The 23231-nt window shown below is 73.0% G+C and carries 24 protein-coding genes and 1 tRNA gene; 11 read left to right on the top strand and 14 right to left on the bottom strand.

From position 1 onward, the window contains the following. Positions 1-60 precede the first annotated feature (60 nt). The 12 genes from HPT28_RS05085 to HPT28_RS05140 form a co-directional block, all read right to left on the bottom strand. The gene (locus HPT28_RS05085) at positions 61-1458 is read right to left on the bottom strand and encodes a Ni/Fe hydrogenase subunit alpha (RefSeq protein ID WP_219089652.1); all 1398 of its coding nucleotides are present in this window, start codon (positions 1456-1458) and stop codon (positions 61-63) included. Beyond that, positions 1455-2240 (bottom strand): oxidoreductase, encoded by a 786-nt coding sequence (locus HPT28_RS05090; protein WP_219089654.1) that lies wholly within the window; start codon positions 2238-2240, stop codon positions 1455-1457. The genes HPT28_RS05085 and HPT28_RS05090 overlap by 4 nt, the downstream gene beginning before the upstream one ends. Before the next feature lie 104 nt (positions 2241-2344). Next, entirely contained in the window at positions 2345-3151 is an 807-nt protein-coding gene (locus HPT28_RS05095; protein ID WP_219089656.1) for an FAD/NAD(P)-binding protein, read from the bottom strand. Further along, entirely contained in the window at positions 3148-3627 is a 480-nt protein-coding gene (locus HPT28_RS05100; RefSeq protein WP_308119082.1) for a cyclic nucleotide-binding domain-containing protein, read from the bottom strand. Before HPT28_RS05100 ends, HPT28_RS05095 begins: the two co-directional genes overlap by 4 nt. Then, complete coding sequence (locus HPT28_RS05105) at positions 3624-4802, bottom strand: 4Fe-4S dicluster domain-containing protein (RefSeq protein WP_219089658.1); 1179 nt, start codon at positions 4800-4802, stop codon at positions 3624-3626. The genes HPT28_RS05100 and HPT28_RS05105 overlap by 4 nt, the downstream gene beginning before the upstream one ends. A gap of 44 nt (positions 4803-4846) precedes the next feature. Further along, positions 4847-5395: a hydrogenase maturation protease gene (locus tag HPT28_RS05110; protein WP_219089659.1), complete on the bottom strand. Its 549-nt coding sequence runs from the start codon at positions 5393-5395 to the stop codon at positions 4847-4849. 149 nt (positions 5396-5544) lie between these two features. Beyond that, on the bottom strand, positions 5545-6186 hold the full coding sequence (locus tag HPT28_RS05115) for a hypothetical protein (RefSeq protein WP_219089661.1): 642 nt from the start codon (positions 6184-6186) through the stop codon (positions 5545-5547). Positions 6187-6219: 33 nt separating this feature from the next. Further along, positions 6220-6927 carry a pyridoxamine 5'-phosphate oxidase family protein gene (locus HPT28_RS05120; RefSeq protein ID WP_219089663.1) on the bottom strand — a complete coding sequence of 236 codons (708 nt, stop codon included), beginning with the start codon at positions 6925-6927 and terminating at the stop codon, positions 6220-6222. 5 nt (positions 6928-6932) lie between these two features. Then, a complete protein-coding gene (locus HPT28_RS05125; protein ID WP_308119083.1) occupies positions 6933-7616 on the bottom strand; it encodes an OsmC family protein in 684 nt (227 codons plus the stop codon). Positions 7617-7705: 89 nt separating this feature from the next. Next, a complete protein-coding gene (locus HPT28_RS05130; protein ID WP_219089665.1) occupies positions 7706-8599 on the bottom strand; it encodes a hypothetical protein in 894 nt (297 codons plus the stop codon). 22 nt (positions 8600-8621) lie between these two features. Continuing rightward, positions 8622-9134 carry a SigE family RNA polymerase sigma factor gene (locus tag HPT28_RS05135; protein WP_219089667.1) on the bottom strand — a complete coding sequence of 171 codons (513 nt, stop codon included), beginning with the start codon at positions 9132-9134 and terminating at the stop codon, positions 8622-8624. A gap of 237 nt (positions 9135-9371) precedes the next feature. Continuing rightward, positions 9372-9455: transfer RNA gene (locus HPT28_RS05140), tRNA-Leu, on the bottom strand. A gap of 339 nt (positions 9456-9794) precedes the next feature. Between HPT28_RS05140 and HPT28_RS05145 the strand changes: the two genes are divergently transcribed. The 6 genes from HPT28_RS05145 (at position 9795) to pknB (ending at position 17715) form a co-directional block, all read left to right on the top strand. Further along, positions 9795-10583, top strand: a complete 789-nt coding sequence (locus HPT28_RS05145) for a DUF3662 and FHA domain-containing protein (RefSeq protein ID WP_219089669.1) — start codon at positions 9795-9797, stop codon at positions 10581-10583. 10 nt (positions 10584-10593) lie between these two features. After that, positions 10594-11106, top strand: a complete 513-nt coding sequence (locus HPT28_RS05150) for an FHA domain-containing protein (protein ID WP_219089671.1) — start codon at positions 10594-10596, stop codon at positions 11104-11106. A 65-nt stretch (positions 11107-11171) separates the two neighbouring features. Next, entirely contained in the window at positions 11172-12659 is a 1488-nt protein-coding gene (locus tag HPT28_RS05155; RefSeq protein ID WP_219089672.1) for a Stp1/IreP family PP2C-type Ser/Thr phosphatase, read from the top strand. A gap of 16 nt (positions 12660-12675) precedes the next feature. Further along, positions 12676-14073, top strand: coding sequence for an FtsW/RodA/SpoVE family cell cycle protein (locus tag HPT28_RS05160; RefSeq protein WP_219089674.1), 1398 nt, complete (start codon positions 12676-12678; stop codon positions 14071-14073). Continuing rightward, entirely contained in the window at positions 14070-15530 is a 1461-nt protein-coding gene (locus HPT28_RS05165) for a penicillin-binding protein 2 (protein WP_219089676.1), read from the top strand. Before HPT28_RS05160 ends, HPT28_RS05165 begins: the two co-directional genes overlap by 4 nt. 175 nt (positions 15531-15705) lie before the next feature. Further along, on the top strand, positions 15706-17715 hold the full coding sequence (pknB, locus tag HPT28_RS05170) for a Stk1 family PASTA domain-containing Ser/Thr kinase (RefSeq protein WP_219089678.1): 2010 nt from the start codon (positions 15706-15708) through the stop codon (positions 17713-17715). 108 nt (positions 17716-17823) lie between these two features. On the opposite strand, the gene HPT28_RS05175 is transcribed toward pknB, so the two are convergent. Then, positions 17824-18417 (bottom strand): DUF5324 family protein, encoded by a 594-nt coding sequence (locus HPT28_RS05175; protein ID WP_219089679.1) that lies wholly within the window; start codon positions 18415-18417, stop codon positions 17824-17826. 346 nt (positions 18418-18763) lie between these two features. On the opposite strand from HPT28_RS05175, the gene HPT28_RS05180 reads away from it, so the two are divergent. Further along, positions 18764-19291 (top strand): peptidylprolyl isomerase, encoded by a 528-nt coding sequence (locus HPT28_RS05180; protein ID WP_219089681.1) that lies wholly within the window; start codon positions 18764-18766, stop codon positions 19289-19291. 158 nt (positions 19292-19449) lie between these two features. Continuing rightward, on the top strand, positions 19450-20343 hold the full coding sequence (locus HPT28_RS05185; protein ID WP_219089683.1) for a rhomboid family intramembrane serine protease: 894 nt from the start codon (positions 19450-19452) through the stop codon (positions 20341-20343). Positions 20344-20571: 228 nt separating this feature from the next. Here the strand turns inward: HPT28_RS05185 and crgA are convergent, their stop codons facing one another. Beyond that, entirely contained in the window at positions 20572-20832 is a 261-nt protein-coding gene (crgA, locus tag HPT28_RS05190; protein ID WP_219089685.1) for a cell division protein CrgA, read from the bottom strand. 226 nt (positions 20833-21058) lie between these two features. Between crgA and HPT28_RS05195 the strand changes: the two genes are divergently transcribed. From HPT28_RS05195 to HPT28_RS05205, 3 genes are all read left to right on the top strand, one after another. Then, on the top strand, positions 21059-21793 hold the full coding sequence (locus HPT28_RS05195) for a DUF881 domain-containing protein (RefSeq protein WP_308119085.1): 735 nt from the start codon (positions 21059-21061) through the stop codon (positions 21791-21793). A gap of 111 nt (positions 21794-21904) precedes the next feature. Then, positions 21905-22066, top strand: coding sequence for a hypothetical protein (locus HPT28_RS05200; protein ID WP_219089687.1), 162 nt, complete (start codon positions 21905-21907; stop codon positions 22064-22066). Positions 22067-22098: 32 nt separating this feature from the next. Then, a complete protein-coding gene (locus tag HPT28_RS05205) occupies positions 22099-22728 on the top strand; it encodes an aminodeoxychorismate/anthranilate synthase component II (protein ID WP_219089688.1) in 630 nt (209 codons plus the stop codon). Positions 22729-23231: the final 503 nt, after the last annotated feature.

Consider the following 23231-nt stretch of genomic DNA (forward strand, 5'->3'; position numbering starts at 1 on the left):
TGTGTCGCGGGCCTCCGGGCGACCACGGCCGCACGTCCGGGGGCCCGCGATCGTCAGATGTCAGGTCCTCCCCGTGGTCCGTTCGAGGTCCAGCTCCAGGAAGTGCGCCGAGCAGGAGATGCACGGGTCGTGGTTGCGCACCGCCCGCTCGCACAGCCGGGTGAGCGCCTCGTCGGACGCCTCCCCGCGCTCCAGCGCGGCCTGGACGAGGCGGCGCAGGTCCTCCTCGATGGCCCCCTGGTTCTGCGCGGTCGGCGGCACGATGCGGGCGTCGGCGACCCGGCCCGCGCCATCGAGCACGTAACGGTGGTAGAGCAGGCCCCGGGGCGCCTCGGTCGCACCGTGCCCCACCCCCGCACGGGCCGGCACCTCCGTGTACGGCCGCTCGGGCGGCTCGTACTCCGCGATGATCCGCAGCGCCTCCTCGACGGCGTAGAGGACCTCCACCGCCCGGACGAGGATGCTCCGGTACGGGTTCCGGCAGACCTCCGCGCCCGTCCGCTCTGCGCCCGGGGCCCGTGGCGGCTCGCTCAGGCCGGCCTCCCGTGCCGCCTGCCGGGCCACCGGTGACAGCAGGTGGCCGCTGACGGCGTAGCGGGCGAGGGAGCCGGTGAGCTGGCGCCGGCCGTCCAGCCGGGACTGGAGCGCTGTGGAGTGGGGAACCTGCTCTTCGGTGACGTGCTCGGAGAACGTGTGGAGGGGAAAGCCGCGAGGCGACGGCGGGGCGCCCGGCCCCGCGTAGGGGAGCACGGTGGGGACCCCGGACTCGATGGCATAGGTGCCGGGCTCGACGAGCGCGAGCAGGTCGGCCTCGCACTCGGCCTCGGGGAAGTCGAAACCCGCGACCCAGCGCACCGTGTCCCAGGCGTCGTCCAGTGCGGTGCGCAGCCGTTCGGCGAGCGGACGCAGTTCGCCGGGCGTCGGGGCCCGGTGGAAGCCGCCGAGGCGCACGTTGACCGGGTGGATGGCCCGGCCCCCGAGCAGCTCGACCACGGCGTTCCCGGCCTGCTTGAGCCGCAGCCCGCGTTCGACGTGCGTCCGGTGCTCGCGGGAGAGGCCGACGACGTCGTCATGGCCGAGGAAGTCCGGTGCGTGCAGCAGATGGACGTGCAGTGTCTGGCTCTCGATCCACTCCCCGCAGTACATCAGTCGGCGCAGGGCGGCGACGGGTCCCTCGACGAGGACGCCGCACGCCTCCTCGACGGCCCGGCAGGCGCTCATCTGGTAGGCGACGGGGCAGATCCCGCAGATGCGCGAGGTGAGGTCGGGCGGTTCGGTATGGGCCCGGCCCCGGAGGAAGGCCTCGAAGAACCGGGGCGGTTCGTAGATCGCGAGCCGCGCCTCGGTCACGGTGTCGTCGTGCACGCGCAGGTGCAGCGCGGTCTCGCCCTCGACGCGGGCGAGCGCGGGGACGCGCAGCGTCCGGGTGCGGGGTGCGGACTCGTCCGGCTCGTTCATGCGGGACCGTGCTCCTCCACATCCGTGAACGCGGTGACGTTGAAGGTGTGCAGGAGCCTGCCGACGTCCTCCTCACCCATGCCGTCGCGGTGCATGAGCGGGATGAGGGCGGGGAGGTTGGTCGTCCCGGCGGGGCCGAAGCAGCCGTAGCAACCGCGCCCGTACGCGGGGCAGATGGCCCCGCAGCCCGCGTGGGTGGCAGGGCCCAGGCAGGGCGTGCCGTGGGCGACGGTGACGCAGACGGTACCGCGCCGCTTGCAGGAGAAGCAGACGCTGTGGTTCGGGACGTCCGGCCTGCGGTCGGAGAGGAAGGCCGTGATGACCTCCAGCAGCTGGGTGCGGTCGATAGGGCAGCCGCGCAGCTCGAAGTCGACGGGCACATGGGCGGAGACGGGGGTGGAGGTGGCGAGGGTCTCGATGTAGTCGGGACGGGCGTAGACGGCCTCCAGGTACTCGCCCGCGTCGGCGTAGTTGCGCAGGGCCTGGACGCCGCCGGCGGTGGCGCAGGCGCCGATGGTGACGAGACGGCGGGACGCGGCCCGCACGCGCCGGATACGCGCGGCGTCCTCCGGGGTGCTGACCGAGCCCTCGACGAGGGACAGGTCGTAGGGGCCGGGACCGACGTCGCTCGACGCTTCCAGGAAGTGGGCGATCTCCAGCTCGGCCGCGATGCCGAGGAGTTCGTCCTCGCAGTCGAGCAGGGTGAGCTGGCAGCCGTCGCAGGACGCGAACTTGAACACCCCGAGGCGGGGGCGGGCGGCCGGTGCGGTGTGCGTGCTCATCTCACGGCTCCTCTCACGGTCCCTCCACGGCTCCCCTCGCGGCTTGCCCACCGCTGTTCCCACGGCTCCCCTCACGGCCTCTCACAGTCCCTCCACGGCTCCCCTCACAGCTCCCGGACGGCGAGCAGGGGTTCGGCCTCGTCGTAGCCGACGACCGGACCGTCCCGGCAGAGCAGCAGCGGCCCGAGCTGGCAGTGGCCGCAGTGCCCGGTGGCGCAGCGCATGTTGCGCTCCAGCGACACCCGCACCCGCCCGGGCGGCACCCCGCGGCCGAGCAGGGCCCGGGCGGTGGCGCGGATCATGACCTCCGGGCCGCAGACGAACGCGGTGGTGTCCCCGGGGGCGAACCGCGCCTCGTCGAGCAGCGTGGTGACGACGCCGACCCGCCCGGCCCAGCCGACGCTCGGCCGGTCGACGGTGGCGACGGCGAAGGGGCGCCGCCAGTCGGGGAACTCGTCCCGGTAGAGCAGGTCTTCGGGAGACCGGGCGCCGGCCAGGACGTTCAGCCGCCCGTACGCCCGCGGCTCGGCCAGGACGGCGTGGACGAGGGGCCGCAGCGGGGCGAGCCCGATGCCCCCGGCGATGACGAGCACGTCCCGGCCCCGGGCGGTGGCGAGGTCCCAGGGGGTGCCGAACGGCCCGCGCACCCCCACCGAGGCGCCCACCCGCAGGCCGCACAGCGCGCGGGAGACGGCTCCGACGGCGCGCACCGTGTGGGTGAGACGCGGCCCGTCGACGATGCCGGACACCGACACCGGGATCTCGCCGACGCCGAACGCGTACAGCATCGCGAACTGCCCCGGCGCGAAGGGCTCCAGGCCCCCGCCGGCCGGCTCCAGCACGAGCGTGACCGTGTCGCCGGTGTCCTCGCGGCGGGCCACCAGGCGGTAGGGAAGCGGCACAGGCGTCATGGCGGTGGCGCGCTCCCCTGCGGCGGCCCGTACAGGTCGAGCAGCCGGGTGCGGGTGGCGCGGAGCCGCTCCCCGATGGTGGCGGCCACCGCGGTGACCAGCGGCAGCCCCAGGGCCGGGTCCGCGGCGCACAGTGCGCGCACCGCGTCCGCGTCGAACTCCCAGGCGCGTACCGTCTCCAAAGCCTCGGCGCCGAGGTGCCAGCGCCGAGGGTGGAACAGCCACGACCAGCCGAGCAGCCCGCCGGCGCCGATCGTCTCGACGACGACCCGCCCGGGGCCGGGGAGCTGCACGTCGAGTGCCACGACGCCGCCGCGCAGCAGCCAGAAGCGGTCGGCGTCCTCCCCCTCCTCGAAGATCCGGGCGGCGCCGGGGAGGGTGACGTCGCGGGCGAGGGCCAGCAGACGCTCCCGATGCTCGGGGGTCAGCTCCGCGAACGTGCCGGTCGTCGCGGCCGCGTCGGCCCGCGGGCTCACTTCCGGCCCTCCTCGCGTGCGGCCTCCTCGCGCAGGGCGTGGGCCTCCTCGGTGAGGTCGATGCCGGTGGGGCACCAGACGATGCAGCGGCCGCAGCCCACACACCCCGAGCTGCCGAACTGGTCGTGCCAGGTGCCCAGCTTGTGGGTGAGCCACTGGCGGTAGCGGCTGCGCGGGCTGGCACGCACCGGGCCGCCGCCCAGGAGGGAGAAGTCCAGGTCGTAGCAGGAGTCCCAGCGGCGCCAGCGCTCGGCGTGGTCGCCGGTCAGGTCGGTGACGTCCTCCGTGGTCGTGCAGAAACAGGTGGGGCACACCATGGTGCAGTTGCCGCAGCTCAGACAGCGCGCCGTGACGTCGTCCCAGCGCTCGGCCTCCAGGTTGTCCCGCATCAGGGTCCGCAGGTCCACCGGGGGCATGGAGCGGCCCATCCGGTCGGCCGCGTCGCGCACGGCGTCGGCCGCGGCCGTACGGGTGGGGGCGTCGGCGGTGCGACGGGGCAGCTCCACGAGCACCTCGGCCCCCTCCGGGCTCCCGCTGCGGCACAGGAAGCGGTGCCCCTCGCCGTCCAGGACCTCGGTGAGCGCGAGGTCGTACCCCGCGTCGGCCGCCGGGCCCGAGCCCATCGAGACACAGAAGCAGGTGGCCCCCGGCTCCGTGCACTCGACCGCGACCAGGAAGGCACCGGTCCGCCGGGAGCGGTAGGCCGGGTCCCGGTGCCGGCCGCCGATCATCACCCGGTCGAGGACGCGGATGGCTCTCAGGTCGCAGGGCCGCACCCCGAGAAAGGCGTAGGCGACGCCCCGGGGCCGGTCCTCGCGCACCGTCATCCCGCCGTCTGGCTCCCGGTCGGCCGTCCACTGGCGGACCCGTTCGGGGTGCAGGAACGACTTCCACGACTGCGGCCCCGCGCTGTGGGCGAAGGCGGCCCCGTCCTCCCGGCGGCGCAGCCGGTACCGTCCCGCCTCCAGCTCCACCCCCCAGCCCCAGGGCAGCGCCCCGGCGGAGTCCAGCTCGTCCAGCACGATCGCACCGTCGCGGACCGTCGGCCCGACCACCGTGCGCCCACGGCGCCGGAGGACGCTCACGAGCGCCTCCAGGCCGTCCCGGCCGAGGACGGCCTCGACGTGGCCCTCCGCGCCCGCTCCGGCCGCTCCCGTCTCCGTGGGGTCCGTCATCCTCTGTCCTCACCCTTCCCGCGACACCCTGTGCGTCAGGACCACTACAGAGTGTCAGCAGGTGGAACGTCCCGGCCCGAAGCCGCCGGGTGTGTCCCCCCGCCGCCCCAGCGGGCGACGTCCGCCTCGATGAGCTCGGCGAGCCACGGCACCACGCGGGCGACGGCCGGGCTGAGCCCGCGGCCGGGCGCGTGGTCCGCACCCTCGACCGCGTAGCCGACCAGACGGCCGGGGGCGCGCCCGAGGACGTCGGCCAGCCGCAGCGCCTCGGCGACGCCGAGGCCGTGCGTGCTGTGCCGCCCCGGAGCCACGGCGAGCGGGGCGGCCCCCGAGGCCGAGCACCATCGATGGGTCCGCCCGGGGCAGGGCGCCGGGGGGAAGCAGGCGTCGACGATCACCGTGAGCGCGCTGCCCTCCCAGTGCCCGATGAGCCGGCCCGGCTCCCCGTCGCACACGGCGAACGACGTACCCGGAGGCGGCGGGCGCCGCTCGGCCCGCTCCCGCAGCAGCGCGACGACCGCCCACCCGACGCCGTCGTCGCCCCGGAACGCGTTGCCCACCCCGATGACCGCGGTACCGGCGAGCGGCTTCATCGATCCGTACGTCCTCACCCGAGCCCCGAGCCTGCGCGGTGCGCCTGTGCCGTCCATCGTCGACGAGCCGGCCGCGCGGGAGGCGCAGCGACGCACCGGGCGCACGGTCAGCCGTCAGGGGGCAAGGGGCAAGGGGCAGGGTTCACGGGTCACGGGTTCAACGGCCCGGAGCCGGTCCAGCGCGGCTCCACCACGTTCCACTCGCCCGCCCAGTCCGCGTCCGCGCGGCGGTCCAGGGCGTGCAGGCGGAGCTTGAGGAGCCCCAGGGAGGCCAGGGAGACGCCGCCGGCCACGGCGAGCCCGGCGTGCGCGGCGGCCAGGGCGACGTCCGCGTCCGAGCGGGGCGCGGCGACCGGGTTACCGGCGTCGTCGACCCACAGCGGCACGGTGCTCCCCGAGTCCGTTCCGCTGGGCACGGCGACGGTGCCCCGGTGCTCCTCGGCCTGGGGGAAGCGCCAGACCGCCGGCGCCGTCGCGTCACCGCCGCCGCCGCGGTACGGGGACTCCCTCGGCTCCGCCTCGGCCAGCGTCCGTGCGCTCACCGAGTGCCGGTGCCGGGCCTCTTCCTCGGCCGTCCGGCTCTCGCCGTCCAGGGTGGCCAGCCCGGCGGCCGAGCCCAGGACCACGGCCAGCGGCAGCGCGGCGGCGAAGCCGACGACCGCCCGGCTGCGCGCCCGGTCGAGATCACGGCACAGGGGGCCGGTGTCCCGGCCCCTCGCCCGCCGCCAGTGCGTGCGCAGCGGCGTACGGGGCGGGCCGCCCCCGGGCGTCGCGAAGTTCTGTCGGGACACGGAGCACCTCCTCCACCGCTCGTGCGCGCCCGGTCACCCGGAGTCGTCCGCGGACTCGCGGTCCACGTCGGGGTGCACGATCCTGCGGCCGGTGACCCGGGTCGGGGTGATCGCGAGCCACCGTCGACGCCGCCCGCCCGGCCACGGCTCCGAGGCGGTCCGCTCGTCCAGCCGCCCCACGGCGTCCGGGTCGGTGACGGCCCGCCCCTCACCCACGGCCAGCACGCTCCAGCCCTCGCTGAGCACCTCGTCGATGCGGTCCACCTCGAAGGCCACCTCGGCCCCCTCGACGGCCGCCGGGACGGCCTCCTCGGCCGTGCGGAACGCGATGTCCCCGGCGGACACCACGTAGTTGACCGGGACCACGGCCGGGCCCTGGGGGGTGACGACCGCCACCCGCCCGACGCCGTGCGAGCCGAGCAGCCCGCGGCACTCCGCCTCGTCCAGCTCCAGCAGCCGGGCACCCCGGAACGCGGTGCCCCCGCCCCCCGGCGGCCGGTCCGACGCGCTCCCCGTGAGCTCCGCGAGCGTCGTCCGCAGGGCGTCGGCGAGCCGCAGCAGCACCCCCACACCGGGCGAGGAGGAGCGCTCCTCGACGTAGCGGATGTACGTGGTCGCGGCGCCGGTGCGCTCGGCGAGCTCCTCGCGGCTCAGCCCCAGCTCCTCGCGCCGGGCGGCCACCCGCCGCCCGAGGTCGGTCCCGTGCCCGGCTCCGGTGCGCTGGTCCGCGGTGTTCGGCATCTCCCTCACGTCCTTCCGGACGACGGCTCACCGGCCACCGGCTCCGGTGCGAGCGCCCCAAGGGCGACCCTGATCTCCGGCGGGTGGGTGAGCGTGTTCTTGACGGTGCAGCGCGAGACGACGGCCTCGAAGGCGGCGGCGCGCTCCGGTGGCAGCCCGGGCGCGTCGACCCGCAGGGCGAGCGTCGCGACGTGGGCCGGGGCCTGGGCGGCCAGGGTGTGCTCGGCGGTGACGCGCAGGCCGCCGCGGTCGAGTCCGTGCCGGTCGAGGAAACGCCCGGCGTAGTGCGCGGCACAGGTGGCCACGGAGGCCACGAAGAGCTCCACCGGCGAGGGAGCGGTGTCCCCGCCGCCCTCGGACTGCGGCTGGTCGACGGTCAGGACGTGCCCGCGCACGCTCGCCTCGTACGCGTCACCGCCGAGCGGTACCACCTCCACGCGCCCCGGCCCTCCGTCGACCTGTTCGACGGCGGCCGCCTGGGCCAGCAGCAGCGCCGCGATACGCCGCGCCTCCCGCGGGGTGAGGGACGCCCACACCTCGCTGTCGTCGTACGGCTCGCGCGCGGTGTCCAGAACCACCCGCCCCATCCCGGCGGGCAGCCCCGGAAGCGTGAACCGGGTGACGTTGACGTCCCGCCCGCACCGCGTCCGCACATGCTCGCCGTGCCCCGCGTTCCGCTTCTCGTCCACAGGCCCACCATCCGCCCGCCGACCGCCCGGCCTCCAGAGCCGAACGGCCCCCGCCCGGGGCTGATGGCCCCGGGCGGCGCAGCGTCCGCTCAGTGCTGCGTCAGGTCCTTGTAGGGCCCGATCTCCCCGGCCCTCTCGTTGACCTCCGGGTCCACGAAGCGTTGCCAGCGCTCGCTGGTGACGACGTTCCGCAGCTCCTCAAGGCTGACCGGCGGACTCATCGCCACGACGGGGCCGCCCTCGATGTCCACGCCGTTGGCGGTGCCCACGAACACCCGCGTGCCGTCCGGACGCAGCAGGTCCGCATGGCGCCGGACCAGCAGCCCGGACCGCACCTCGTAGAGCATCAGCACCGAGCCGTCGGCGAGCTGCGTGACCCCGCACTTGGTCATGGACCCGTCGCCCTCGCGCCCCTCGCAGGAGTAGAAGCCTTCCAGCGAGTTCTCGAAGTCCTCGTCCGGGTCGGCCCACTCGCTCCGGTGGAAGTCCGGCTGGAAGTTCACCAGCACCTCCGAAGCCGTCGGCCCCCAGCCCCCCACCCGCAGGCTGGCGTAGGTCTCCTGGCTCCACGTCCCGTCCTGGCCCTCGTAGTGACCGGTGTCGGCGCCGTCGGGCAGCAACTCCTTGAGGATGTGTGCCGTGGCCCGCCCGGTGAGGGGCTCCTTTCCCTCCGGGGGCCGCGGGTCTTCGGGAAGCCGGGAGAAGTCCGGGAGGTCCACCTCCCCCGGGCCGCCGGAGGTGCTCCCCGGCAGGGTCGTCGTCGTGCCGCTCACCGTGGGCAGGTAGGCGCCGAAGACCGAGCCCCCGGCGAGCATGCCCGCCAGCACACACACGACCGACCCGGCCACGACCCTCCGTCGCCGGCGCATCCGGCGTCCGCGCCGCGCCGCGCCGTCGATCAGCTCCCGGGTGGGCGGCCGCACCCCGCCGACCGCCTCGCCCATCACGCGGGTCAGCTCCCGCTCGTCCATGTCCATCGTCATGCCGCTCCTCGCCCCCTCGTCATCAGCCAGTGGTGAGCGACTCGCGGTCGCCGTCGAGCAGTTCACGGAGCCGGGCCAGCGCGGTCATACTGCGGTTGCGCACCGTTCCCGCCCGCAGCCCCAGCTCGGCCGCGGTCTGCTCCACGCTGCGGTCCTCCCAGTAGCGCAGCACCAGCACCGCCCTGTCCCGGGCGGGCAGCCGGGCCAGCGCCTGCAGCAGCGCGACCCGCAGCGCGGGGTCGCCCTCGCCGCAGGCGCTGTCGGGCACCACGGCCACGGGCCGCTCGGTGCTGCGCCGCAGCCGCCGCTGCGAGAGATGCGTCCGGACGAGAACCGTGCGGACGTACGCGTCCTGGTTCTCCGCCCGCCGGACCCTGCCCCAGGACGCGAACGCCTTGGCCAGCGCCGTCTGCACGAGGTCCTCCGCCTGATGCCAGTCGCCTCCGGTCAGCAGGAGGGCGGTGCGCAGCAGCCGGGCCCCGCTGTTGCCCGCGAACTCCTGGAACTCCTCCAGTTGCGCTCTCGACCTGCCCACCGCGTGCCCTCCCCGTCGGTTCTCACGAGCCACTCACTCCTGAGACGCCTCGACGGGACGGTCTTGTCACTGGCCGGGGTCAGGGGGCGCGGTGTCATCGGGCAGGAGTCAGGGGCGCCGTGTCAGTCGTCGCGTCGTCGGCCACCGCGGCTCCCCGCCGACGGGCACAACGAAAAAGGTGCCCTCCCTCAGTGACGTCCGTCACCGTGAGAAGACACCTCAGTCGGTACTGCTGAGTGCGCGAGGGGGGAGTTGAACCCCCACGCCCTTTCGGGCACTGGAACCTGAATCCAGCGCGTCTGCCTATTCCGCCACCCGCGCATGGGTGTGTCGTCAGGATAGCCAACCGCTCCGGGTGCCTGAATCTCTCAGGTGACCTCTCGGGCCGCCCCGGTGGGCTGCTCCCTGCCGACATCCAGAAGACTAGCACGCTGCCGAGGGTGTCCTCACATCCCTTGCGGCCACCCCACGGCACCGCCGGGTGGGGGACACTGGGCGCAAGGCACCTCTACGATCCGTGTGAGAGGTGACACCCACGCGGCGGAGCGGGAAGCGGAACCAGCTCTTTCCCTCGCGCGTGGATACGATCAGTAAGCAGTACCGGTTGTTGCACCCTGGACGGACGCACGAGAGCACCGGAACGTGGGAAGGAGGTGCACCGTGGGAGTTCTGAAACGCTTCGAGCAGCGTCTCGAAGGCCTCGTCAACGGCACCTTCGCCAAGGTGTTCAAGTCCGAAGTCCAACCCGTCGAGATCGCCGGGGCCCTCCAGCGCGAGTGCGACAACAACGCGACGATCTGGAACCGCGAGCGGACGGTCGTCCCGAACGACTTCGTCGTCGAGCTCAGCGCGCCCGACTACGACCGGCTCTCCCCCTACTCCGCGCAGCTCGGCGACGAGCTGGCCGGCATGGTGCGGGACTACGCGAAGCAGCAGCGCTACACCTTCATGGGCTCGGTCAAGGTCCACCTGGAGAAGGCGACGGACCTGGACACCGGGCTCTACCGGGTCCGCAGCCGCACGATGGCCGCCAGCTCCTCGCAGCCGGGGCCCGCCTCACCCGCACAGCACGGCGCCCCCGCCCCGCAGCCCGGCGTCCCGCCGAGGCCCCCGGGCGCACCGCGGATGCCGTCGACGCCGCCCCCCGGCGCCGCGCCCACGCCCGGCCACGTCCGGCGCTGGGTGGAGATCAACGGCAACCGGCACCAGATCTCCCGGACGACCCTCGTGCTCGGCCGCTCCACCGAGGCGGACGTGCGGATCGACGACCCCGGTGTATCCCGCAAGCACTGCGAGATCCGCACCGGCCCGACGGTCGTCGTCCAGGACCTCGGTTCGACGAACGGCATCGTGGTGGACGGACAGCGGACCACACACGCTACGCTCCGCGACGGCTCACGGATCGTCGTGGGCAGCACCACGATCATTTACCGGCAAGCCGAAGGGTGAAGCGGGGGCAATGTCAGAGCTGACCCTGACGGTCATGCGGCTGGGCTTTCTCGCCGTACTGTGGCTGTTCGTCATCGTGGCCGTGCAGGTCATCCGCAGTGACCTGTTCGGCACCCGGGTCACCCAGCGGTCCGGGTCCGCGCCGCGCCGCGCGCCGGAGCGCCAGCCGGCCCGGCCGCCGCAACAGGCGTCCGGCGGGGGCCGCGGAGGTGGCCGCAGCCGCCGGGGCGCCCCGACGAAACTCGTGGTGACCGAGGGGTCGCTCACCGGAACCACCGTCGCCCTCCAGGGGCAGACGATCACTCTGGGCCGGGCCCACGACTCCACGATCGTGCTGGACGACGACTACGCGTCCAGTCGGCATGCCAGGATCTACCCGGATCGCGACGGCCAGTGGATCGTGGAGGATCTCGGCTCGACCAACGGCACGTACCTGGACCGCAACCGACTCACCACGCCGACGCCGATCCCGCCCGGTGCGCCGATCCGCATCGGCAAGACGGTCATCGAGCTGCGGAAGTAGACGAACATGACGACCGGAGGGTGGGCACCGTGCGGATGTACCCGGAGCCGACAGGCGAGGTGCGCATGAGTCTGTCACTGCGTTTCGCCGCCGGATCGCACGACGGCATGATCCGCGACCACAACGAGGACTCCGGCTACGCCGGGCCGCGCCTGCTGGCCGTCGCCGACGGCATGGGCGGCCAGGCGGCCGGCGAGGTCGCCAGCTCCGAGGTGATCTCGACGATCGTGGAGCTGGACGAGGACGTGCCGGGCTCGGACGTCCTGACCTCGCTCGGCGAGGCCGTGCAGCGCGCCAACGACCAGCTGCGCGTCATGGTCGAGGAGGACCCGCAGCTGGAGGGCATGGGCACGACCCTCACGGCCCTGTTGTGGACCGGGCAGCGGCTCGGCCTCGTCCACGTCGGCGACTCCCGCGCCTACCTGCTGCGCGACGGCGTCCTCAGCCAGATCACCCAGGACCACACCTGGGTGCAGCGGCTCGTCGACGAGGGCCGCATCACCGAGGAGGAGGCCACCACCCACCCGCAGCGCTCGCTGCTGATGCGCGCGCTGGGCAGCGGGGACCGGGTGGAACCCGACCTCTCGATCCGCGAGGTGCGGGCGGGGGACCGCTACCTCATCTGCTCCGACGGCCTGTCCGGCGTGGTCAGCCACCAGACGATGGAGGAGACCCTCGCCAGCTACCAGGGCCCCCACGAGACGGTGGACGAGCTGATCCAGCTCGCCCTGCGCGGCGGCGGCCCGGACAACATCACCGTCATCGTCGCCGACGTCCTCGACGTGGACGGCAACGACACCCTGGCCGGCCAGCTCAACGACACCCCGGTCGTCGTCGGCGCCGTCGCCGAGACGCAGAACGACATCGGCGGCGGCCCCGGCGCCCAGGCCACCCCGGCGTCCCGCGCCGCGGCGCTCAGCCGCTCGGTACCGCAGCAGCCGACCGCCGAAGGCACCCCGGAGGGCTTCGGCCCACCCGGCAGCGGCCCGGCCATGGGCGCCCCGCCCCCGGTCGGCGGGTTCGGCGACCCGGTGGAACCTCCCGCGGGCGAGGGCGGCACGCCCCGCAGACGCGGCGGCTGGATCAAGCGGACGCTCTTCATCCTGCTCGCGCTCGCCCTGCTGGGCGGCGGCCTGTACGCGGCCTGGAAGTGGTCCAGGGGCCAGTACTACGTCGGCGCCGAGGGCGACAAGGTCGCGCTCTACCAGGGGCTGAACCAGAAGCTGGGCCCGCTGGAGCTGGGTGAGGTCAAGAAGAACACCTCGATCGAACTCAAGTACCTGCCGGTCTACCAGCGCAACCAGGTCAAGGACACCATCTCCATGGGCAGCCTCGGCCAGGCGGAGGACAAGATCGCGGAGCTGGCGGACCAGGCCGAGGTCTGCGAGATCGTCGCCCAGCAGAAGGCCTCCGCCGAGCAGGCCAAGCAGGACGCCGACGACGCGCAGCCCGGCGGTGACGGCGGCGGCGGGTCCGTGGCCGACGACCCCGCCCCCGGACCCTCGCTGACGGCGGAGCAGCAGCGCCTCGCCAAGCAGTGCCGGACGCCGTGAGGGGCAGCGAATCCATATGAGCGCCAACACCACCACCGGGAGCACCAGCACCATCTCGGCGGGCGGTCCCCCCAGCCGCCGCAACACCGAGCTGGGGCTCCTGATCTTCGCCGTCGTCATCCCCGTCTTCGCCTACGCCAACGTGGGCCTGGCCAAGAACGGGACGCTCCCGGCCGGGATGGTCGGTTACGGGCTCGGCCTCGGCCTGCTCGCCGGCGTCGCCCACCTGCTGGTGCGGAAGTTCGCCCCTTACGCGGACCCGCTGATCCTGCCGATCTGCACCCTGCTCAACGGGCTCGGGCTGGTGCTGATCTGGCGGCTCGACCAGGAGCCCGGTGTGGAGCCGCTGAACGCCGCGCCCGGCCAGCTCATGTGGTCGGCCGTGGGCGTCGCCCTGTTCCTCGCGGTGCTCGTCTTCCTCAAGGATCACCGCATCCTGCAGCGCTACACCTACATCTCCATGGCCGTCGCCCTCGTGCTGCTGGCGCTGCCGATGTTCTTCCCCGGCGTCAACGGCGCCAAGATCTGGGTGACCATCCCCGGCGTCGGCTCACTCCAGCCGGGCGAGTTCGCGAAGATCGTCATCACCGTCTTCTTCGCCGGCTACCTCATGGTCAAGCGGGACGCGCTGGCGCTGGCCAGCCGCCGCTTCATGGGCCTCTACCTGCCCCGCGGGCGCGACCTGGGGCCCATCCTGGTCATCTGGGCGCTCAGCCTGCTCATCCTCGTCTTCGAGACCGACCTCGGCACCTCGCTGCTGTTCTTCGGCATGTTCGTGGTGATGCTGTACGTCGCCACCGAGCGCACGAGCTGGATCGTCTTCGGGCTGCTGCTCTCCGCGGCCGGGGCCACGTTCGTCGCCTCCTTCAACGGCCACGTCGCCGGCCGCGTGCACAACTGGCTCAACCCGCTGGAGCCGGGGAGCAACGGCGGCACCACCGAGACCGCCCAGGTCATGTACTCCTTCGGCTCGGGCGGGCTCTTCGGCTCCGGGCTCGGTGAGGGCTTCACCCGGCTCATCGGCGGCATCGCCGTCAAGAGCGACTACATCCTCGCCACCGTCGGCGAGGAGCTCGGCCTCACCGGCATGATGGCCATCCTGCTGCTCTACGGGCTGCTCATCGAGCGCGGCATCCGCACGGCCCTGGCCGCGCGCGACCCGTTCGGCAAGCTGCTCGCCGTCGGGCTGTCCGGCGCGTTCGCGATCCAGGTCTTCGTCGTCGCGGGCGGCGTCACCGCGCTCATCCCGCTCACCGGCATGACCATGCCGTTCCTCGCCCAGGGCGGCTCCTCCGTCATCGCGAACTGGGCGCTGTTCGCCATCCTGCTGCGGATCAGCGACACCGCCCGCCGTCCCGCCCCGGCCCCCGCCCCCAACCCCGACATCGAGATGACCCAGGTGGTGAGGACGTGAACAAGCCGCTCCGCAGGATCGCGATCTTCTGCGGCATCCTCATCATGGCCCTGCTCGTGCGGGTCAACTGGGTGCAGTTCGTGCAGGCCGAGGAGCTGCGCACGGACGAGGCCAACCGACGGGTGCTGATCGAGCGCTACGCCCACCCCCGGGGCGACATCATCGTCGAGGGCAAAGCGATCACCGACTCCGTCGAGACCGACGACCGGGACTTCAAGTACAAGCGCTCCTACACGGACGGCCCCATGTGGGCGCCGGTGACCGGGCACGCGTCCCTGTTCAAGGCGACGCTCCTCGAAGGCGTCCACGACGAGATCCTCACCGGCACCGACGACCGGCTGTTCTTCAACCGCACCATCGACATGCTCACCGGCAAGCCGATGGAGGGCGGCAACGTCGTCACGACGCTGAACGCCGCCGCCCAGCGGGCCGCGTTCGAGGGGCTGGGCGACAAGAAGGGCGCCGTCGCCGCCATCGACCCGCAGACCGGCGCGATCCTCGCGCTGGCCAGCACGCCCTCCTTCGACCCCAACTCGATCGTGGGGAACACCAAGGAGGCCAGCGAGAACTGGGTCGCCCTCGAGGAGGACCCGGACAAGCCCATGCTCAACCGGGCCCTGCGCGAGACGTACCCGCCGGGATCGACCTTCAAGGTCGTCACCGCCGCCGCGGCCCTGGAGAGCGGCCAGTACGACATCGACGAGCCGACGGGCATCGAGGACCCGTTCAAGCTGCCGAAGTCGAGCCGGGAGCTGAGCAACTTCGGCAACCCGCCCTGCGACGACGCCACCCTGCGCGTCGCCCTCCAGTGGTCCTGCAACGCCACCTTCGCCGGCATCAGCCACGAGCTCGGCAACGAGCAGATGATCGAGATCGCGGAGAAGTTCGGCTACAACGAGGACCGCCTCGACATCCCGGTCCGCGCGGCCGAGAGCGTCTACCCCGAGGACAACCAGCCGCAGAACGCCATGGCCGGCATCGGGCAGGCGTCCAACCGCGCCACCCCGCTCCAGATGGCCATGGTCACCGCGGCCATCGCCAACGACGGCGTGCTGATGAAGCCCTACATGGTGGACCGCCTGGAGGGCCCGCGCAGCGTCGTCCAGCAGAACGAGCCCGAGGAGCTGAGCAAGCCCCTCTCCCCCGAGAACGCCAAGAAGCTCCAGCAGATGATGGAGACGGTGGTCGAGGAGGGGACCGGCACCAACGGGCAGCTCGACGCCTTCCCCGAGGTCGCCGTGGGCGGCAAGACCGGCACCGCGCAGCGTGGCGTGGACAACAGCGAGAAGCCGTACGCGTGGTTCATCTCATACGCGATGACGGACACGGGCTCCCCGGTCGCCGTCGCCGTGGTGGTGGAGGACAGCAACGCCGAGCGTGACGAGGTCTCCGGCGGCGGGCAGGCGGCCCCGATCGCCCGGGCCGTCATGGAGGCCGTGCTGGAGAACCGCCGGTGAGCCTCGCGACGTCAGTGACGGCAGTGACCCCTGTGACAACGGTGACGTGGAGCACGGGTGTCCAGGCAGCAGACGGCGTTCCGGTACGCGGCACACGTCCGGGTACCGTATGCCGAGCAGCACGCCGCCGGACCTCACACGGGTGCGGTCCGGACGAACGGAGAGGGCTGGAGATATGGACGAGCCGCGTCGCCTAGGCGGGCGGTACGAGCTGGGGCAGGTGCTCGGCCGCGGCGGCATGGCCGAGGTGTACCTGGCCCACGACACGCGTCTGGGCCGCACCGTCGCCGTCAAGACGCTGCGGGCCGACCTCGCCCGTGACCCCACGTTCCAGGCCCGGTTCCGGCGCGAGGCGCAGTCCGCGGCCTCGCTGAACCACCCCGCCATCGTCGCCGTGTACGACACCGGCGAGGACTACGTCGACGGCATCTCCATCCCGTACATCGTCATGGAGTACGTCGACGGCTCGACGCTGCGCGAGCTCCTGCACTCCGGGCGCAAGCTGCTGCCCGAGCGCGCCCTGGAGATGACCGCCGGCATCCTCCAGGCGCTGGAGTACAGCCACCGCAACGGCATCGTCCACCGCGACATCAAGCCGGCCAACGTCATGCTGACGCGCGGCGGCCAGGTCAAGGTGATGGACTTCGGCATCGCCCGCGCCATGGGCGACTCCGGCATGACGATGACCCAGACCGCCGCCGTCATCGGCACCGCCCAGTACCTCTCCCCGGAGCAGGCCAAGGGCGAGACCGTGGACGCGCGCAGCGACCTCTACTCCACCGGCTGCCTGCTCTACGAGCTGCTGACCGTGCGCCCGCCCTTCGTCGGGGACTCCCCCGTCGCCGTCGCCTACCAGCACGTGCGGGAGGAGGCGCAGCCGCCCAGCGCGTTCGACCCGGAGGTCACGCCGGAGCAGGACGCCATCGTCCTCAAGGCGCTCGCCAAGGACCCGGACTACCGCTACCAGAGCGCCGACGAGATGCGGGCCGACATCGAGGCCAGCCTCGACGGCCAGCCGGTCGGCGCGACGGCCGCGCTCGGTGTGGCCGGCTACGGCGCGGGCTACGGCGGCCACGCCCCGCCCGAGGACCGCCCCACGCAGGCCCTGCGCACCGCGGGCGGCGGCCACACCTCGATGCTCCCGCCGATACGCGAGGACGACGGCGGCTACGGCTACGACGAGCCGCGCGGCCGGCGCCGGGAGCAGAAGGGCAGCCAGCTCTCGACGATCCTGCTCGTCGCGGCGGGCATCCTGGTGCTGATCGGCGCGATCTTCATCGGCAAGGCGCTCTTCGGCGGCGGCGGCTCGGACACCGTGCAGGTGCCCAAGCTGGCCGGGCTCTCCCTCAAGGAGGCCACGCAGCGCGCGGAGAACGCGGGCGTGACCGTGACCGAGGGCCCGAGCGAGCACTGCGCGGAGGAGAAGGACACCGTCTGCCGCACCGATCCCGAGGCCGAGACGGAGGTGCAGCGCGACGAGGCCGTCACGCTGATCATGTCCGAGGGCCCGGAACCCGTGGCCGTGCCCGACGTCGTCGGGGACGCCTTCGAGGACGCCCAGAGCGAACTTCAGGACGCCGGGTTCAACGTGACGCAGAACGCCGTCTCGTCCTCCACCGAGCCCGAGGGCACGGTGATCGAGCAGGACCCGGGCGGCGGCCAGAAGGTCGATCCCGGCACCCGCGTCACGCTGGACGTCGTCCGCACCGAGACGCGGCAGGTGCCGCCGGTCACGGGCAAGAGCCTCGCCGAGGCCCAGCAGCAGCTGGAGGCCATCGGCTTCGTGGTGGCGACCACGGAGAAGGAGGACGGCTCCAAGCCGCCGAACACCGTGCTGTCGCAGGACCCGGCCGGCAACTCCCAGGCTCCGAAGGGCGACACGGTCACCCTCACGATCGCCAAGGCGCCGGAGCAGGAGATGGTGAAGGTTCCGAAGGTGGTCGGCGAGCGCGTCCAGCCGGCGCTGAAGAAGCTCACCGACGCCGAGTTCCAGGTCCAGCTCCAGGGCCCGGACCGCAACGCCACCGTGCTCTCCGTCAATCCGGGCGAGGGGCAGGAGGTGCCGAAGGGATCGGTGGTCCAGGTGATCACCGTCCCCGCCACGGGTGACGACGGCGGCGACGGGGACGACGACCCGCTCGGCGGCATCTTCCCGAACCAGGACGACGCCCGCAGGGACGACTGAGCCGCCGCCCCGCCGGCGACGGCCTCGGCCGCTGAACGCGCGAAGGGCCGGTGCCCCACCAACCGTGGGGCACCGGCCCTTCGGCGTGCGGGGGCTCGGCCCGGGGCGTCAGCCCGGCTGCTCGCCGTCCTCGGAGACGTCGGTGGGGGCGGGGGGCTCGACCAGCCAGTCCGGGTTGGACTGCTGGTCCCACCAGCGCCAGGCGGCGTACGCGGCGCCGGCGACGAGGCCCAGCATCAGCAGCTTCCTGGTGCCGCGCCCGCAGGCCGAGCGGCGGGCGCGCTTCTTCCTGAGCCGCTCGACGTCCCGGGCCGAGATCTCACCGCGCAGGGCGGCCACGGCGACGGCCGAGCGGGCGGCGGCCTCCTCCCGGGCGGGGACGGCGGCGGCGCGGGCGGCCTCGATGCGCGGCTGGGCCTGGACGGCCGCCTCCCGCGCGTACTCGCGGGCGTACTCCCTGGCCTCCTGGGCGGCCTCGCGGCTGCGCTGCATCGCGCGCTGGGCCGCGTGGTCCATGGCGGGCGGCAGGGTGGTGCGGGCGTGCGCGATACGCGGGGCCACCACGCTCTCGTACTGCTCGCGGGCGGTGTGCTGGGCCTGGCGCGCGGCCAAGGTGACCTTGGGCCCCACCACCTCGGCCGCATGCCGCACGCTTTCCTTCGCGGTGCCGGTCGCGGCGCGCATGCTGTCCTTCCGGGTCACGGGTTCCTCCTCCTGGTGGCAACGGTGGCACGCGGTCCGGCCGTGGGCGTCGCCCGGTCGGCCCGTCTCTTGTTCGCCTTTACGCCCGCTTCGAGATCATGCCTGTGAACACGGGGTTCGGCATGTGCTGGCAGGCGTTCGGGGCACCGGTCGCGCATGCCTCGACGCCGGGCGTCGTGAGCGACCCGAGGCCGACAATGCCACGATTCGGTCGCAGACGGGCCGATTCGGACGATACGCGCGACCGACTTCGCCCGATCGTCACTCCGATGCGAGCCCACGACCCGGCCCCAGGCGGTCCATGGGAGGATCGGAAACCGTCAGTAAGGACTATGGAAGGTAGATCGTGGCCGAGAAGCTCTACGCCACCCTGAAGACGAACCACGGCGACATCGAGGTCGAGCTCTTCCCCAACCACGCGCCGGAGACGGTCAAGAACTTCGTGGAGCTCGCCGAGGGCACCCGGGAGTGGACGCACCCGAAGACCGGCAAGAAGTCGACGGACAAGCTCTACGACGGCACCGTCTTCCACCGGGTGATCAGCGGGTTCATGATCCAGGGCGGTGACCCGCTGGGCAACGGCACCGGCGGCCCGGGCTACGAGTTCCGGGACGAGATCCACCCGGACCTGGCCTTCACCAAGCCGTACCTGCTGGCCATGGCCAACGCCGGTCCGGGTACGAACGGCTCGCAGTTCTTCATCACCGTCTCGGCGACGAGCTGGCTGACGGGCAAGCACACGATCTTCGGCGAGGTCACCGGCGAGGCCGGGAAGAAGGTCGTCGACGCGATCGCCGCCACCCAGACCAACCCGCGCACCGACCGCCCCGTCCAGGACGTGGTGATCGAGTCGGTCGTCATCGAGCGCCGCTGAACCGCCCCCGCGGCGGCCGAACGGAGAGCCGCCGCGCGGGAACGCTCCGCCCCGGCTGTCCGTCGTACAGGTGGGGCGGTTCACAGGGCTGAGCCGCCGTACACGACGCGCCGTCGGGGCGTCGTTCGCGGCAGGCGCGGAAGCGAAAGGTCGACAGGATGGAACACCAGCAGGGCGGGCTGGGGCCCCAGCACACCCTGCCGGGGTGTTACCGGCACCCGGGCCGGGAGACGGGCATCAGCTGCACCCGCTGCGACCGGCCGATCTGTCCGGAGTGCATGATCGCCGCCGCCGTGGGCTACCAGTGCCCGGACTGCGTCCGCGGCACCGGCCCCGGCGGCTCGGGGCCCGCGGTGCGACCGCGGACACTGGCGGGCGGCGCGGTGGTCCAGGACACCCGGCTCGTCACCAAGGTGCTGCTGGGGCTCAACGCCGCCGTCTTCCTGCTGGCCCTCGCCCTGGGCCCGGCGTTCGTCGACGACCTGGAGATGATCGGCTACGCGCTCGGCGGGCGGGAGGCTCCGGAGATCGTCGGCGTCGCCGACGGCGAGTGGTACCGGCTGCTGACGTCGGCGTTCCTGCACGACCAGTTCTGGCACATCGGCGTCAACATGATGGCGCTGTGGTTCCTCGGGCCGCCGCTGGAGGCGGCGCTCGGCCGGGTGCGCTACGTCGCCCTGTACCTGCTGTCCGCGCTGGGCGGCAGCGTCGTGTCGTACGTGCTCGCCGCGCAGAACCAGCCCTCGCTGGGCGCCTCGGGCGCGGTCTTCGGGCTGTTCGGTGCGACGGCGGTGCTGATGCGCCGGCTGAACTACGACATGCGGCCGATCCTCGTCCTGCTGGCGATCAACCTGGTGATCGGTTTCGTGCCGGGGCTGCGGATCGCCTGGCAGGCGCACCTGGGCGGGCTGGTCGTCGGCGCGGCGTTCGCCTACGCGCTCATCCACGCGCCGCGCAAGGGGCGCACGCTGGTGCAGTGGGGCACGGGCGCGGTGCTCCTCACCGGCCTGGTGATCGTCTGCCTGGTGCGGACGTCGGCCCTGCTCGGCTGAGCTTCTGCGACCCCGGGCGGGCAGTTATCCACAGGCGGTAGCCGATCTTGTGCATGACGCCCCGCGAGTCGCACACAGGTACGTTTCCGTGCGAGATCAAGGGAGAACGCTTGTCCGGACAGCCGGATCGGCGTCAACCCGATGCGGGTTATCCACAGATCGTCTGAACTTTTCCCAGCCCTGTGGACAGCCTGTGGATAACCTCGGTGGGTGCCGCGGCGCCGGAGGCTACTTCCACTGGGTGGAGACGACGAACCCGAGGGCGATGAAGCCGAAGCCGACCACGATGTTCCAGTTGCCCAGCGGGTCGATCGGCAGCGTGCCCTCGGTCAGATAGAAGACGACGATCCAGGCCAGCCCGATCGCGAACATCGCCAGCATGAGCGGCGCGACCCAACGACGCCCGGAGCTGAGGTCGATCTTGTTGGACCGCTTCGCCTCAGGCGGGGTGTAACCGTCCTTCTTCTTGCGAATCCGAGACTTCGGCACGAGGGGGTCTCCTGTCGATGCGCTGTAACCGCGCGCTGAACGGATGTGCTGTGGTCCGTTAGCGTAGTGGTTCCCGGCGGTGGAAGGAGACAAGGGTACGGTGACCTCTTCGTCGACGCCTCCCCCGGGGCCGGATCGGACCCCGGACACGACGGCTGACACCACGGCGGACGCCGCCGCGCAGGCGGCGAACGGCTCCACGGCGCGCCCGGGCCGCGCCCCCCGCGTGCTGCGCTCGCGCCTGCTGCGGCTGGCCAGCCTGTGCGTCTTCGCCCTGGCCGGCCTGCTCTTCTGGGTCAGCTTCGAGACCTCCCAGGGCATCGACCTGCGCAGCGACGACCCCATGCTCCGGCTGCCCGACCTCATCGCCGAGCGGAGCAGGGAGAACGGCAAGCTGGAGTCCTCCACCGCGGAGCTGCGCGAGGAGGTCAAGGCCCTCACCGAGGAGCGGGACGAGGGCCGCAGCCCGGCCGAGCGCAGGGCCGCGGAGGAGCTGGAGGCGGCGGCCGAGGCCAAGGAGGTCTCCGGCGAGGGGCTGACGGTGACGCTCACCGACGCCCCGGCCGACGCCACCGCCCGGGTGCCCGGCTGGCCCGAGCCCGAGCCGGACTTCCTCGTCATCCACCAGCAGGACCTCCAGGCCGTCGTCAACGCGCTGTGGGCCGGGGGAGCCGAGGGCATCCAGGTCATGGACCAGCGGCTCATCTCCACCAGCGCCGTCCGCTGCGTGGGCAACACCCTCATCCTCCAGGGCCGCCTCTACTCGCCGCCCTACGAGGTGACCGCCGTCGGCGACCCGGACAAGCTGCGCGCGGCGCTCGACCGGGCCCCGGCCATCAGCGCGTACAAGGAGTACGTGAAGGCGTACGGCCTCGGCTGGGACGTGGAGGAGCACGACGAGACGACGCTCCCCGGCTACTCGGGCACCGTCGACCTCCAGTACGCGAAGCCCGTGGACTGACCTCCCCGCGCCACCGAGGCCACGTACTCTGGTGACCGCACGACGCGCGCGGGCCCCGGCGCGCCGCGCGCGTGACGACAGGGCGGGGAACGGAAGGGACGGCACCACGGCATGTACGGCTGGATCTGGCGGCATCTGCCGGGCAACACACTCGTGCGGGCGCTGATCTCGGGCGTGCTCGTCCTCGGAGTGGTGTTCCTCCTCTTCCAGTACGTGTTCCCGTGGGCCGAGCCACTGCTGCCGTTCGGCGACGTGACGGTCGACGAGAACTGACCCGGATCGACGACAAGGGCTGACGCGGACCGATGAGCGCACGCATTCTCGTGGTGGACAACTACGACAGCTTCGTCTTCAACCTCGTCCAGTACCTCTACCAGCTCGGCGCCGAGTGCGAGGTCCTGCGCAACGACGAGGTGCGACCCGAGCACGCCCAGGACGGCTTCGCCGGCGTCCTGCTCTCCCCCGGCCCCGGCACGCCCGAGGAGGCCGGGGTGTGCGTGGACATGGTGCGGCACTGCGCCGACACCGGGGTGCCGGTCTTCGGGGTGTGCCTGGGCATGCAGTCCATGGCCGTCGCCTACGGCGGCGTCGTCGACCGCGCCCCGGAACTGCTCCACGGCAAGACGTCGGTCGTCACGCACGAGGGCGAGGGCGTCTTCGCCGGGCTGCCCTCGCCGTTCACCGCGACCCGGTACCACTCACTGGCCGCCGAGCCCGCCACCGTTCCCGATGTCCTCCAGGTCACCGCGCGCACCGAGTCGGGCGTGATCATGGGCTTGCGGCACCGGGAACTCCCGGTGGAGGGCGTCCAGTTCCACCCCGAGTCCGTGCTCACCGAGTGGGGCCACCGGCTCCTGGCCAACTGGCTCACCGTGTGCGGTGACCCGGGCGCCGTCGAGCGGTCCCGGGGCCTCGCCCCGGTGGTCGGCGGGTGACGACGCCCGAGGACCCCTACGCCGATCCGCAGGACCTGATGGCGGCGGTCGGCCGTCTCGACGACCCGCTGAACGACCCCCTGCCCGGGCGGGACGCGCCCGCGGACCCCGGACAGCGGCAGCCTCGGGCGCACGGGCCGCACGAGGCGCACGAGGCGCACGGGCCGCACGGGCCGCACGGGGCGTACGAGGCGCACGGGCCCCAGGGGTCACACGGACCGCAGTCGCCCCAGGGAACGCAGTCGCCGCGGCGGTCACCCGGGTCGCACGGGTCCCCGTGGTTCCGACCGCACACGGCTCCCACGGCCGGCCCCGGAACGCAGGGGCAGGAGCAGCCCGGGGCCTCGGGACGTCACCGGCTCCGGACGCAGCCCCCGCCCGGAGCCGGGGAGGCCCCGCCCGGGGCCGGGCCGACGGGCGAGCCCGTACCGGGGCCGCGCGGCGCGCCCGCGCCCGGGCCCGCCGTCGTCCCCGAGGAGCGTCCCCCGGCACGGTCAGCGGCC

Source organism: Streptomyces sp. JJ38 (assembly GCF_019303475.1).
Taxonomy (GTDB): domain Bacteria; phylum Actinomycetota; class Actinomycetes; order Streptomycetales; family Streptomycetaceae; genus Streptomyces.